The following is a 13,227-nucleotide window of genomic DNA, read 5'->3' as shown; positions in this document are numbered from 1 at the left end:
GGGGATGGGCGAGTGAGCTTCAAGTGTCGTGGCTGCGCGGGCGAGGACGTCGTACCCGTGGTGGACCTGGGTGCGCAGCCGTGTGCCGACTACTTCCCGCCGGCGGAGACGCCCGGTCCGGATCCGCGCTGGCCGCTCGAGCTGTGGCTGTGCCGGGACTGCACCCTGGTCCAGCTCGGCCCGGTCGAGCCGCAGCTGCCGGAGGAGCCGCTGGCGGTCGAGTCCGCGACCAGCATCGCGCACGCGGAGAAGTCGGTGAAGGAGATCCTGGCCGACTACCCGGAGCTGATCGGCGGCGTCGTGTTCGAGTTCGCCAGCCACCACGGCGGTTCCTGGCTGCAGCACTTGTACGCCGCCGGGTGCCGACTGGCCGGTGACGGCAAGCGGGCCAACCTGGTGGTCGACGTCCACGGGATCGTGCACGAGCCCGCGTTCGGTGACCTGCTGAAGCTGCGGGCGGACCGGCTCGCCCCGGGCGGTCTGCTGGTCATGGAGTTCCACCACCTGCTGCCGTTGTTCATCGGCAACCAGTTCGACACCATCCGGCACGGCCACTGGTCGTACATCTCGCTGCGGGCGCTGCAGCGCGTCGCCGCACTGCACGGCCTGACCGTCGAGTCGGTCAAGCAGGTCGAGATGTTCGGCGGCAGCCTGATGGTGATGCTGCGGCACACCGCGGACGCGAAGCCGGACCCGTCGGTCGACGTGGTGCTCGAGGACGAGGAAGCGGCCGGCATCGCCGACGAGGTTCAGCTCGGCAGCTTCCAGGAGGCCGCGTGGCACGCGGCCGGAGTGCTGCACGAGGAGCTCGCCCGCCACCAGGCCGCCGGCCGGACGGTCCTCGGGTACGGCGCCCCCTCGAAGGCGCCGGTGCTCCTGGACCTCAGCAAGGTCACCACCGACCTGCTGCCGTTCACGGTCGACCTGGCCCCCGGCAAGCACGGTCGCCGGATCCCCGGCGGCTGCGGCGTCCCGATCCGGCCGATCGAGGAACTGCGGGCCGCGAAGCCGGACGTCGTCCTGGTGCTCACCTGGGACATCGCCGACGAAGTGATCACTCAGCTCGAGTCCGCCGGCGGCTGGGGCGCCACGTACCTTGTCCCGCTGCCCGAACCGCACGAAGTCGTGGGCTGACCCATGCGAGGGGTGCTGCGCCGCGTTACCTGGGGACTTGCTGACCAGGCTGTCACCAGCCTGGTCAGCTTCGTGGTCGGCATCGTCGTCGCCCGCTCGCTGGGCGCTGCAGAGTTCGGCGCCTTCAGCCTGGCCTGGGTGACGTATGGCCTGGTGGTCAACATCTCCCGTGGACTCGCGACCGATCCGCTGGCGGTGCGGTTCAGCGGCGTGCCGCACGAGGTCTGGAAGAAGGCCGTCGCGCGCTCGTCCGGGATGGCGATCGCGGTCGGTCTGACGACCGGCGCGATCTGTGCCGCGGTTGGCTTGGTGATAGGCGGCCGGCCGGGCGCCGCCTTCATCGCGCTGGGCTGCGTGCTGCCCGGACTGATGCTGCAGGACAGCTGGCGGTTCGCGTTCTTCTCCTCCGGCCAGGGCGGCAAGGCGTTCCTCAGCGACATCACCTGGGCGTTCGCGCTGGTGCCGCTGCTCTACGTGGCCAAGCACGACGGTCCGAGCGTGACCAAGTTCGTCCTGGCCTGGGGTGCGGCCGGGATCTTCGCTGCGCTGGTGAGTGGTCTGCAGGCGGGCGTCGTACCGAGGTTGTTCCAGGCTCTGCACTGGCTGCGGGAGCACAAGGACCTCGGGCTGCGGTACCTGGCCGAGAACACCACGATCAGCGGCGCGTACCAGCTGAAGATGTACGGCCTCGGCGCGTTCGCCGGCGTGGCCGCGGTCGGCACCGTCCGCGGCGCCGAGATGATGCTCGGGCCGTTCTTCATCGTGCTCTCCGGGATCGGTCTGGTGGCGGTTCCGGAGGCGGCGCGGATGCTGCGCCGCTCACTGCGAGCGCTGGGGAAGTTCTGCCTGCTGCTCGGCACCGCCCAGGCACTGGCGGCGCTGACCTGGGGCCTGGCCCTCGTGCTGTTCCTCCCGCACGCGTGGGGGCACGTGGTGCTCGGCGAGGTCTGGGACGCGACCGAGCCATTGTTGGTGCCGGCAACTTTGTCGGTGATGTTCGCCAGCTTCTACACGGGTGCGTCGGCAGGCCTGCGCGCACTCGGGGTGGCTCGGCGGAGTCTGCGGGCCCAGCTGTACGCCTCGGCGGCGTACCTGGTGGGCGGGGTCGGCGGCGGGGCGCTGGGGGGCGCCCTCGGGTCGGCCTGGGGGACGGCGGGCGCGACGTTCGTCGGGGCGATCGTCTGGTGGTGGAGTCTCGGGGTGGGCATCCGCGAACGGCGGCATGAGACAGAACCGGAACCGGCTGGGGCGGCGGACCGGGTACAGATGCCAGAAATGAGGAGCACATGAACGCGGTACCAAGGCTGAGTGTCGGTCTACCGGTCTACAACGGGGAGAAGTATCTGGCCGAGTCCCTGGACGCCCTGCTGGGACAGAGCTACGGCGATTTCGAGCTGGTCATCTCGGACAACGCCTCGACCGACAGCACGGAGGAGATCTGCCGCGAGTACCTGGCCAAGGACTCGCGGATCAGCTACTACCGGCAGCCGGTGAACATCGGCGCGACACCGAACCACAACTGGACCTTCGAGCACAGCGGCGGCGAGCTGTTCAAGTGGGCGTCGTACGACGACCTGTACGGCCGCGACCTGCTGCTGCGCTGCATCGAGGCGCTCGACGCCGACCCGGCGCTGGTGCTGGCGCACGCGCACCAGGCGATCATCGACGGCAACGGCGACATCGTGCTGAAGGTCGACTACCCGCTGGCCACCGACGACCCGCGGGCGCCGGAGCGGTTCAAGAGCCTGCTGTTCGGGGTCGGCGGCGACGACTTCTACGGCGTGATGCGCTCGGACATCCTCCGCCGGACGCCGCTGAACGGCAGCTATCACCACTCCGACCGGACGATCATGGCCGAGCTGTGCCTGTACGGCCGGTTCCACCAGGTGCCCGAGCTGCTGTTCTTCCGCCGGGACCACCCGGACCGGGCCGAGCGGGCCAAGCCGACCATCCGGTCCCGGTCGGCGAACATGGAGCCCCGCCGCGCCAGCCGGCTCAAGCACCCGACCGCCCGGCTGCTGGCCGAGTACGTCGGCGGCTTCGTCGGCGGCATCCGCCGCGCGCCGCTGTCGTCGTCGGACCGGCGCAAGTGCTACGGCCACCTGGCGCACTGGCTGCGGGACCGGGCGATGCCCGGCTCGTCGTCGCGCCGGATCGAGGACAGCGCATCGCCCAGCGCCCCGACCGCGATCCCGGAGAGTTCCGCGGTCGCCGGTCAGCGGAGGGCTTCCTAGGAATGACTACCGCGGAGACTCGCAGGCCGCTACGGATCGCGATCTTCGGCCTGCTGGGATCGGGCAACCTGGGCAACCACGGGTCGCTCGACGCGATGCTGCGGTTCCTCCGGGCCAGCCACCCGGATGCCGAGATCAGCTGTGTGTGCTCCGGCCCTGAGGAGCTCGAGCGGCAGTACGGCATCCCGTCGACGGCGATGACCTGGTACGGCGCCCACGGTCCGGGCCGGACGCGGATCACCACGGTCTTCCGCAAGCTGTTCGGCAAGGTCGCTGACCTGGTCCGGATGCCGCGGCTGTTCCGCCGGTACGACGTCGTGGTGGTGCCCGGCATGGGCGTGCTGGAGACGACCCTGGAGCTGAACCCCTGGGGCTGGCCGTACGCACTGTTCCTGATGTGCGTCTCTGCCCGGATGGGCGGTGCCAAGGTCGCCCTCGTCAGCGTCGGCGCGAACGTGGCCCGGGAGCGGTCGATCCGGTGGCTCTACACCGGCGCGGCACGACTGGCGACGTACCGCTCGTACCGGGACAACCTGTCGCGCGACTCGATGCGGGCGATGGGCGTCGACGTCAGCCAGGACGAGGTCTACCCGGACCTCGCCTTCGCGCTGCCCGAGCCGATCCCGCCCGAGCCGTCGCTGCGGCCGCGCAAGACCGTCGGGCTCGGGCTGATGGAGTACCACGGCACCAGCGCCGACCGGGGCCGGGCGGACGAGATCTACGCCGAGTACGAGGCCAAGATCGTCGAGTTCGCCCGCTGGCTGGTCGACGACGGCTACCGGATCCGGCTCGTCACCGGCGACCCGGCCGACGAGGTCGTGGTGACCGCCGTGTACGACGACCTACGGAAGAACCGGCCCGAGCTGGTGGAGTCCCGGCTGGTCCGGGAACCGGCGGACTCGCTCGGCGAGCTGATGGGCCGGCTGGCCGGGACCGACCTGGTCGTTGCCTCGCGCTACCACAACGTGCAGTCCGCGTTGCGGTTGTCGAAGCCGACCATCTCGATCAGCTATGCCAGCAAGAACGACATCCTGATGGAGGACATGCGGCTGGCGGAGTTCCGCCAGTCCATCCGCACCCTCAGCGTGCCGCGGCTGATCGAGCAGTTCCGCGCGCTCGAGGCGCGGGCGAACCGGCTCGAGCCCGCCATGCGCGAGAAGAACACCGAGTACGCCGTCCTGCTCGAGCAGCAGTTCGCGGTGCTGTCCAAGACCGTGTTCGACGCCGGCTCGTCGGTGCGGGTGAGCAGGCACTAGGAGGATCGATGGACGTCATCCAGGTACCGAGGATCGCCGGCGGGCTGATGTTCCTGCCGACCCCGCACCGCGACGAGCGCGGCTTCTTCTCGCGGACGTACGACCGCGACGTGGTCGCGGCGGCCGGCCTCGACCCGGACGCGTTCGTGCAGGACAGCATCTCCCGGTCGGTGAAGGGTGTCGTCCGCGGCATGCACGTGCGCGCGGGCGCCGGTGAGGCGAAGCTGGTCCGCTGCTCGTACGGCGCGGTCCTCGACGTCGTCGTCGACCTGCGACCGGACTCGCCGACCTACCGCAACGTCGAGTACTTCGAGCTGACCGGCGACAACCAGGTCACCGTCTACGTCCCGGCCGGGTGCGCGCACGGCTTCCAGGCGCTCACCGACCCGGCCGACGTCTCGTACCGGATCGACCGCGCCCACGACCCGAGCGAGGACGTGTCGATCGCCTTCGACGATCCCGGCCTGGCGATCGAGTGGCCGCTGCCGGTCACGTTGATGTCCGAGCGGGACAAGGCCGCGCCTTCGCTCGCCGAAGCCACCAGGAGACTGTCATGACCAAGTCGTTCGGCAAGTCGTACCGGGCCAACGCCCGGTTGCACGAGCTCGTCCCGGGTGGCGCGCACACCTACGCCAAGGGCGACGACCAGTACCCGCAGGACATGGCGCCGGTGATCTCGCACGGCCTCGGCGCGCACGTCTGGGACATCGACGGCAACGAGTACGTCGAGTACGGCTCCGGCCTGCGCGCGGTCAGCCTGGGCCACGCCCACCCGAAGGTGCTGGAGGCCGTCCGGCGCGAGCTCGGCCGCGGCAGCAATTTCGTCCGGCCGAGCATCGTCGAGCTCGAGGCAGCCGAACGGTTCCTGGCCTCGGTGCCGACCGCGGACATGGTGAAGTTCGCCAAGAACGGCTCCGACGCCACCACCGCCGCGGTGAAGCTGGCCCGCGCGGTCACCGGGAAGCCGCTGGTCGCGATCTGCTCCGACCACGCGTTCTTCTCGATCGACGACTGGTTCATCACCCGGACCCCGATGGCGGCCGGCATCCCGGACGAGATCGGCGAGCTGACGGTGGCGTTCCCGTACGGCGACCTGGCCGCGACCGAGGAGCTGCTGACCCGGCACGAGGGCCAGATCGCCTGCCTGATCCTGGAGGCGGCCACCCAGCACGACCCGCCGGAGGGCTACCTCGAGGCACTCCGCGACCTCGCCCACCACTACGGCGCACTGCTGATCTTCGACGAGATGATCACCGGCTTCCGCTTCTCCGAAGCCGGCGCCCAGGGCGTGTACGGCGTGACGCCCGACCTCTCCACCTTCGGCAAGGCCCTCGGCAACGGGTTCGCCGTGTCGGCGCTGGCCGGCAAGCGGGAGTTCATGGAGCGCGGCGGTCTGCGCGACGACCACGAGCGAGTGTTCCTGCTGTCCACCACACACGGCGCCGAGACGCATGCGCTCGCGGCTGCCATCGCGGTGATGGACGTCTACAAAGAGGAAGGCATCGCTGCCCGGTTGCACGAGCTCGGCGACCAACTGGCGGCCGGGGTCCGGGAGGTCGCGGCGGCAGCCGGGGTCGAGGACCACGTCGTCGTCCGGGGCCGGCCCAGCAACATGGTCTTCGCGACTCTTGACCAGGAAGGCCAGCCGTCGCAGGAGTTCCGCACGCTGTTCCTGCGCGAGTTGATCCTCGGCGGGGTGATCGGGCCGTCGTTCGTAGTCAGCGCGGCGCTCACCGACGCGGACATCGCGCACACGGTCGACGTGGTCGGCCAGGCCTGCGTCGTGTACCGCAAGGCACTGGACGGCGACGATCCGACACCGTGGATGGGCGGACGTTCGGTCAAGCCCGTCTTCCGCCGGTTCGCCTGAGCGCTGCGTCCGTCAGCAGCGCGGTCGCCGGGACCACGGCCAGGGCCAGGCCGAAACCGCCGACCGTGTCGGTGGGGTAGTGGGCGTCGAGGACGATCTGCGCCCACGAGGTCACGGCGGCTCCGGCCACAGTGACTCCGAGGATGACCGCCGTACCCGCGATCGGGCCGAGGTTCAGGACATCGGCCAGGAGTAGTCCCACGATCAGTGCGGCCGCGGTGAGGGCTGCGGTGTGGCCGCTGGGGTAGCAGAGGAAGCCGGCGTGGATGCGCCTGCCCACCAACGGTTTCAGCGCAGTGGCGAGCAAGGTGACGGTGACTATGCCGACGACGCTGGTGAGCGCCAGCGCACGGCGACCTGCGGCCAGGCAGGCCAGTGTGACGACTACCAGCAGCAGGGCCCGGCCGACCGGTTCGCCGAGCCAGTCGATGCCGCGGATCAGGTCGTACGTGCCGCCCGGTGCGCTCTCGACGACCGCCTTCTCCACGCGGAGGTCCAAGCGGCTGGGACCGGTGTCACCGGCGAAGATCAGCGCGGGCACCACCAGCGCCACCAGCCCGAGCAGCGCCAACGCCACGACCGGCCGGCGCACCGCCGGCGCGAGCGCCGGGCGTGCGGGCAGACGCGACCGCCCGATGTCGTCCTGTGTCATTTCCCCCACTCCACTCCCACGCAAATTCTAGCCAAGCATCCCCGCGTCTCCGTCCCTGGCGGCCCTCGCGCGTAGTACTCTGCGATGTCGCGCCGCCGACCGGCGGGTGAATTTCTGGGGATTCAGGCAACGCAGTTGTTCCGTCACCTTCGGTGGCGATCTCCGTTTGACAGTGGGTAGGGCAGACTGCAGACTGCGGCGGGCACATACCGTGACCCAACAGTCGCAGCGTGAGACGAGAGGCCGGAGTGAGCGGAGCAGAGGCGCCGGATGCGGTCGATGGCCGCCGTCCGCTCTGGGTGGTGCCGCACGAGGTCCCCGCGATCGTTCCGCTGCCGTCCCGCTCGACCGAACCCCGCTGGGTCGGCGTCTACCGCTGGGCCGCGGTCGGTGGCGACCTGCTGGCCGCGATGGTCGGTGTCTCGGTCGCCCTGCTGACCCGGTTCGGGTACCACGTCGGCAGCGGCTACCTGATCGTGAGCAGCGTGCTCCCGCTGGCCTGGGTGGGTGCGGTCGCCCTGTCGAAGGGTTACGACCCCCGCTACTTCGGAGCCGGGCCGGACGAGTTCCGGTCGCTGTTGCGTTCCGGTGTAGGGCTCACGGCTGCGGTCGCGATGGCGTCGTACGTGACCAAGACCGAGATCGCCCGCGGCTTCGTCGTACTGGCGATTCCGGTGATGGTGGGGACGGCGCTGGTACTGCGTTATGCGCTGCGGAAGGACCTGCACCGGCACCGGGTCCGAGGTCGCTGCATGCATCGGGTTCTCGTGGTCGGGCGCAGCGGTCCGGCCGCGACCTTGTGTGAGCACCTCGAGAGCCGGCCGACCGACGGGTTCCGGGTGGTCGCCACCTGCCGGCCGCGCGGCGACGGGCACTCGACCGGGCCGATGCAGCCGGAGGAACTGGACGAACCCGACATCCTGGCCGCGGCCGACCGGCACGCGGTCGAGGTGGTCGCGATCGCGACCGACCCCGAGCTGGCCGGGCAGTCGCTGCGCCGGCTGTCCTGGGCGCTCGAGCAGCGCGGCATCGAGCTGATCGTGTCACCGGGCATCATCGAGGTCGCCGGGCCGCGGATCTCCGTCCGCCCGGTCGCCGGCCTGTCCCTGCTGCACCTGGAGCGCCCGTCGGTGAGTGGCGGACCGCACCTGATGAAGGCCGTCTTCGACCGGGTGTTCGCGCTCGGTCTCATCACCTTGCTGTCGCCGGTGCTCCTCGGCCTGGCGATCGCCGTACGGCTGTCCAGCCCGGGGCCGGTGCTGTTCCGGCAGCAGCGGGTCGGTCGCGCTGGTGTCGAGTTCACGATGCTGAAGTTCCGGAGTATGTACTCCGACGCCGAGCAGCGGCTCGGTGACCTCTACGCGCTCAGCGACGGCAACGGCGTGCACTTCAAGATGCGCGACGACCCGCGGATGACCCCGCTCGGCCGGTGGATCCGCCGCTTCTCGCTCGACGAGGTGCCGCAGCTGTTCAACGTGCTGCGGGGCGACATGTCCCTGGTCGGCCCGCGGCCGCCGCTGTCGGAGGAGGTCGCCCTGTACGCCGCCGACGACTCCCGCCGGATGCTGGTCAAGCCCGGCATCACCGGCCTGTGGCAGGTCAGCGGCCGCAGCGACCTGTCCTGGGACGAGTCGGTCCGGCTCGACCTGCGGTACGTCGACAACTGGTCGATGACCCTCGACCTGCTGATTCTCTGGAAGACCGTGCGCGCGGTGATCTACGGCGCAGGAGCGTACTGATGGACCTTCATGCACCCGTCTATGTGGCCGGCCACCGTGGCCTGGTCGGTTCGGCGATCTGGCGCCGGCTCGAAGGAGCCGGTTACCAGCACCTGATCGGCGCCTCGTCGTCCGACCTGGACCTGCGGGACCGGGCGGCGACGTTCGCGTTCCTGCGCGAGCACCGGCCGGCCGTGGTGATCGACGCGGCGGCCCGGGTCGGCGGCATCCTGGCCAACCGGGACCACCCGACCGAGTTCCTCAGCGACAACCTGCGCATCCAGGTCAACCTGATGGACGCCGCGCTCGAGGTGCGGACGCCGCGGCTGCTGTTCCTCGGGTCGTCGTGCATCTACCCGAAGTTCGCCGAGCAGCCGATCCGCGAGTCGAGCCTGCTGACCGGCTCGTTGGAGCCGACGAACGACGCGTACGCGATCGCGAAGATCGCCGGGATCATGCAGGTCCAGGCGGTCCGGCGGCAGTACGGGCTGCGGTGGATCTCGGCGATGCCGACGAATCTCTACGGACCGCACGACAACTTCGATCCGTTGAGCTCGCACGTGCTGCCGGCGCTGATCCGGCGGTTCCATGAGGCGCGGCAGGCTGATGCGCCCGAGGTCGTGCTGTGGGGGAGCGGTACGCCGCGGCGCGAGTTCCTGCATGTGGACGATCTGGCCGACGCGTGCATGCACCTGCTGGAGCACTACGACGAGCCGGAGCCGATCAACGTCGGCGTCGGCGCGGACGTGACCATCCGCGAGCTGGCTGAGCTGGTGGCCCGCGTGGTCGGTTACGAAGGTGCGATCAGCAACGATCTGTCCAAGCCGGACGGGACACCGCGCAAGCTGCTCGACGTAAGCCGGCTGAACGCCTTGGGCTGGAAGCCGTCCATCTCACTCGAAGACGGTGTCGCCGCCACGTACGCCTGGTACCTGCAGGAGGCCGTGTGAAGAAGGCGTTCGTCACCGGGATCACCGGTCAGGACGGGTCGTACCTGGCCGAGTTGCTGCTCGCCAAGGGGTACGAGGTGCACGGCCTGATCCGGCGTGCGTCGACGTTCAACACCCGCCGGATCGACCATCTGTACGAGGGTCCGCAGGCTGAGGACAAGCGGCTGTTCCTGCACTACGGCGATCTGACCGACGGGTCCCGGCTGGTGACACTGCTGGCGTCGATCCAGCCGGCCGAGGTGTACCACCTGGCCGCGCAATCGCATGTCCGGGTGTCCTTCGACGAGCCGGAGTACACCGGTGATACCACCGGGATGGGTACGACGCGGTTGCTCGAGGCGATCCGGATGATCGGGCTGGACTGCCGGTTCTACCAGGCGTCGTCGTCGGAGATGTTCGGCGCGACGCCACCGCCGCAGAACGAGGACACCCCGTTCTACCCGCGGTCGCCGTACGGCGCGGCTAAGCTCTACGGCTACTGGATGACCCGGAACTACCGCGAGGCGTACGACATGTTCGCGGTCAACGGCATCCTGTTCAACCACGAGAGCCCGCGCCGCGGCGAGACCTTCGTGACCCGGAAGATCACCCGCGCGGTGGCCCGGATCAAGCTCGGCCTGGACAAGCGGCTGTACCTGGGCAACCTGGACGCCTGCCGGGACTGGGGGTACGCGCCGGAGTACGTCGAGGCGATGTGGCGGATGCTGCAGCACGACACCCCGGCGGACTACGTGATCGCGACCGGGACGTCGTACTCGGTGCGCGATTTCGTCAGCCTGGCCTTCGAGCACACCGGGATGGACTGGGAGGACTTCGTCGACCACGACGCGCGGTACGAGCGCCCGACCGAGGTGGACTCGCTGATCGGCGACGCGTCCAAAGCCAACACCGAGCTCGGGTGGAAAGCCCAGGTGCACGTCCCCGAGCTGGTCCGGATCATGGTCGACGCGGACCTGGCCGCACTGACCGAAGAGGACTGACATGCAGACGGCCATCGACACCGCAGCCCGCGTCGACGTACTCGGCATCCACGTCAGCGTCACGAACCTCGACGACACCGTCGAGACGTTCGGCCGCTGGATCGACCGCGACGAGCGGCACCTGGTCTGCGTGACCGACATGAACTCGCTGCTGCACGCGCGCGCCGACGAACAGCTCACCGAGGTGTTCAACACGTCAGGGCTGACCGTGCCGGACGGGATGCCGCTGGTGTGGGCGGGCAAGCGAGCCGGGTTCGAGCAGATGGCGCGGGTGGCCGGGCCGGACCTGCTCGAGCGGGTGATGGCCGAGGCGGCCGAGCGTGGCTGGACGCAGTACTTCTACGGTGGCGCCGAGGGAGTTGCCGAGGACCTGCGGTACAGGTTCCAGGAGCGGCACCCGGCGTTGAAGGTGGTCGGCGTCGAGTGCCCGCCGTACCGGCCGTTGACCGAGGCCGAGGACGCCGAGATGGTCGCGCGGCTGAACGAGGCCCGACCGGACATCATCTGGGTCGGGCTCGGCGCGCCGAAGCAGGAGCGCTGGATGGCCGAGCACCGGGACCGGCTGAACGCCGCGATCCTGATCGGAGTCGGCGCCGCGTTCGACTTCCACACCGGCCGGCTCGACCGCGCGCCGCAGTGGATGCAGCGCGCCGGCCTCGAGTGGAGCTACCGGCTCTACAAGGAGCCCCGCCGCCTGTGGAAACGCTACGTCCTGGGCATCCCACGCTTCCTGTACGGCGTCCTGCGCAAACCCCCGGCACCTGTCTCATAGAGTGCTGTCGTGAAGTTCCCCCGGCGGCCGAAGCTCCGGCGACTGGCCGGACCGGCCGGCCGGGCGAGTTGGGGATTGGCCGACCAGGCGCTGTCCAGCCTGAGCAACCTTGCCGTCGGCGTGGTGGTCGCGCGGTCCAGCACGGTCGCCGACTTCGGTGTCTACGCACTCGCCTTCGGCGGATACACGATCGCCCTGAACGTCTCCCGGGCGATCGCCACCGAGCCGTTGGCGGTCCGCTACTCCGGTGAACGCAACCCGGCCTGGGAGCGGGCGGTTCGGGCCAGTACGGCGACCGCGTTGCTGATGGGATTCGCCGGGCTGCTCGTCGGTCTCGCGATCGCGGCCTTCCCGGGGGTGCCGTCGAGGGGTGTGCTGATCGCATTCGCGGTGACGATGCCGGGGTTGCTGCTGCAGGACGCGTGGCGGTGGGCGTTCTTCGTCGTCGGCGAGGGCCGACGGGCCTTCGTGAACGACCTCATCTGGTTGCTCGCCATGCTCGCGATCTTCGGCGGGCTCTACTTGACCGGTACGGCGACTGCGTTCTCGCTGACGCTTGGGTGGGGGCTTGGCGCAGTGATCGCAGCCATCGCCGGGCGGTTCCAGGCGGGTGTGTCACCTCGCCGGCAGTTGATCCGCGAGTGGGTGAAGGCGCACTGGGACCTCACCCCGAAGTACATGGGGGAGATGCTCGCGGTGTCCGGCACCATCCAGGTCTACATGCTCGGCATCACCGCCGCCGCCGGCCTGGCCGCGACCGCCGGCATCCGCGGTGCGCAGGTCCTGCTCGGCCCGGTGAACGTGCTCAACCAAGGCATCCGGATGATCTCCGTCCCCGAAGCCGCCCGCGCACTCCGGCACTCCTACCGCCGCCTCTGGCTCGTCGGCCTCGCAATCTCACTCGGCGTCGGCGCCGGCGCGCTGGCCTGGGGCGCCATCTTCCTCCTGCTCCCACCGGTCGTCGGCCGGGAACTGCTGGGCCCCGGCGTCTGGGAACAAGCCCACAGCGTCCTCATCCCCGTCATCCTCCTGCAGGCCTTTGGCGCCTCGAACGCCGGCGCCTTCGCCATCATGCGAGCCCTCACCGCCGCCACCCGCGGCCTCCGAGTCCGCCTGATCTCCTCCGTCATCCTCATCCTGTGCGGAGTAGGCGGCGCCTACCTCTGGGGCGCCCGCGGCGCCGCCTGGGGCCTCGCCTCAGCCTCCTTCTGCACCCTCCTCCTCTGGTGGAACGAAGCCCACCGAGCCATAACCGCCCACCGCCGGACGTAAGGACACCGCCTGCGGCGGCGGCTGTTCTTCTGGCGCCTGCGGCGCGCCGCACAGCGCGGGACGCGTGAAGGTATTCGGCGGACAGCCCCGCCCAGAGGACACCGCCTGCGGCGGCTGTTCTTCTGGCGCCTTCGGCGCGCCGCAAACCGCTGAACGTCTGAAGGTACTCGGCGGAGGGGACGTGCAAAGGTCACCGCCTTCGGCGGCGGCTGTTTGTTGGCGCCTTCGGCGCGGCGTGGATCGGTGAGCGGTTTGGGGCGGTTGGCGGACTGGCGGCGTGGGGGCGCGGCTCCGGGCTGCTTGATGGTGCTAGTCGTGGTGGTGTGTGTCAAGGGCCGGGCTGAAGGCCATGTTGGACACCGTGTTGCTCCGGTGCACCGAGCCGTTGA

General features: G+C 69.9%; 12 protein-coding genes. 11 read left to right on the top strand and 1 reads right to left on the bottom strand.

Annotation, left to right across the window (positions count from 1 at the left end):
• Positions 1–12 precede the first annotated feature (12 nt).
• From AB0H36_RS38320 to AB0H36_RS38295, 6 genes are read left to right on the top strand one after another with little or no spacing between them, the layout of a single operon-like run.
• Positions 13–1,134: a class I SAM-dependent methyltransferase gene (locus AB0H36_RS38320; protein ID WP_360535193.1), complete on the top strand. Its 1,122-nt coding sequence runs from the start codon at positions 13–15 to the stop codon at positions 1,132–1,134.
• A gap of 12 nt (positions 1,135–1,146) precedes the next feature.
• Positions 1,147–2,424 (top strand): hypothetical protein, encoded by a 1,278-nt coding sequence (locus AB0H36_RS38315; RefSeq protein ID WP_360535191.1) that lies wholly within the window; start codon positions 1,147–1,149, stop codon positions 2,422–2,424.
• Positions 2,421–3,368 (top strand): glycosyltransferase family 2 protein, encoded by a 948-nt coding sequence (locus AB0H36_RS38310; RefSeq protein ID WP_360535189.1) that lies wholly within the window; start codon positions 2,421–2,423, stop codon positions 3,366–3,368. Before AB0H36_RS38315 ends, AB0H36_RS38310 begins: the two co-directional genes overlap by 4 nt.
• Before the next feature lie 2 nt (positions 3,369–3,370).
• Positions 3,371–4,624 carry a polysaccharide pyruvyl transferase family protein gene (locus AB0H36_RS38305; protein WP_360535187.1) on the top strand — a complete coding sequence of 418 codons (1,254 nt, stop codon included), beginning with the start codon at positions 3,371–3,373 and terminating at the stop codon, positions 4,622–4,624.
• An 8-nt stretch (positions 4,625–4,632) separates the two neighbouring features.
• Complete coding sequence (locus AB0H36_RS38300) at positions 4,633–5,181, top strand: dTDP-4-dehydrorhamnose 3,5-epimerase family protein (RefSeq protein ID WP_360535185.1); 549 nt, start codon at positions 4,633–4,635, stop codon at positions 5,179–5,181.
• Positions 5,178–6,494 (top strand): glutamate-1-semialdehyde 2,1-aminomutase, encoded by a 1,317-nt coding sequence (locus AB0H36_RS38295; RefSeq protein ID WP_360535183.1) that lies wholly within the window; start codon positions 5,178–5,180, stop codon positions 6,492–6,494. Before AB0H36_RS38300 ends, AB0H36_RS38295 begins: the two co-directional genes overlap by 4 nt.
• Here AB0H36_RS38295 and AB0H36_RS38290 read toward each other — a convergent pair.
• Positions 6,466–7,146, bottom strand: coding sequence for a phosphatase PAP2 family protein (locus AB0H36_RS38290; RefSeq protein WP_360535181.1), 681 nt, complete (start codon positions 7,144–7,146; stop codon positions 6,466–6,468). The genes AB0H36_RS38295 and AB0H36_RS38290 overlap by 29 nt on opposite strands.
• Positions 7,147–7,376: 230 nt before the next feature.
• Between AB0H36_RS38290 and AB0H36_RS38285 the strand changes: the two genes are divergently transcribed.
• Genes AB0H36_RS38285 through AB0H36_RS38265 form a run of 5 tightly spaced genes read left to right on the top strand, consistent with a single transcriptional unit; the run spans position 7,377 to position 12,838 of the window.
• Positions 7,377–8,885 carry a sugar transferase gene (locus tag AB0H36_RS38285; protein WP_360535177.1) on the top strand — a complete coding sequence of 503 codons (1,509 nt, stop codon included), beginning with the start codon at positions 7,377–7,379 and terminating at the stop codon, positions 8,883–8,885.
• On the top strand, positions 8,885–9,814 hold the full coding sequence (locus AB0H36_RS38280; RefSeq protein ID WP_360535175.1) for a GDP-L-fucose synthase: 930 nt from the start codon (positions 8,885–8,887) through the stop codon (positions 9,812–9,814). Before AB0H36_RS38285 ends, AB0H36_RS38280 begins: the two co-directional genes overlap by 1 nt.
• Positions 9,811–10,794, top strand: a complete 984-nt coding sequence (gmd, locus tag AB0H36_RS38275) for a GDP-mannose 4,6-dehydratase (RefSeq protein ID WP_360535173.1) — start codon at positions 9,811–9,813, stop codon at positions 10,792–10,794. The genes AB0H36_RS38280 and gmd overlap by 4 nt, the downstream gene beginning before the upstream one ends.
• Position 10,795: 1 nt before the next feature.
• A complete protein-coding gene (locus AB0H36_RS38270) occupies positions 10,796–11,566 on the top strand; it encodes a WecB/TagA/CpsF family glycosyltransferase (protein ID WP_360535171.1) in 771 nt (256 codons plus the stop codon).
• 9 nt (positions 11,567–11,575) lie between these two features.
• Complete coding sequence (locus tag AB0H36_RS38265; protein WP_360535169.1) at positions 11,576–12,838, top strand: hypothetical protein; 1,263 nt, start codon at positions 11,576–11,578, stop codon at positions 12,836–12,838.
• The last annotated feature ends 389 nt before the right edge of the window (positions 12,839–13,227 follow it).

Source organism: Kribbella sp. NPDC050820, assembly GCF_040653975.1.
Lineage (GTDB): Bacteria > Actinomycetota > Actinomycetes > Propionibacteriales > Kribbellaceae > Kribbella.
This window is presented reverse-complemented; position numbering and strand designations above follow the sequence as displayed.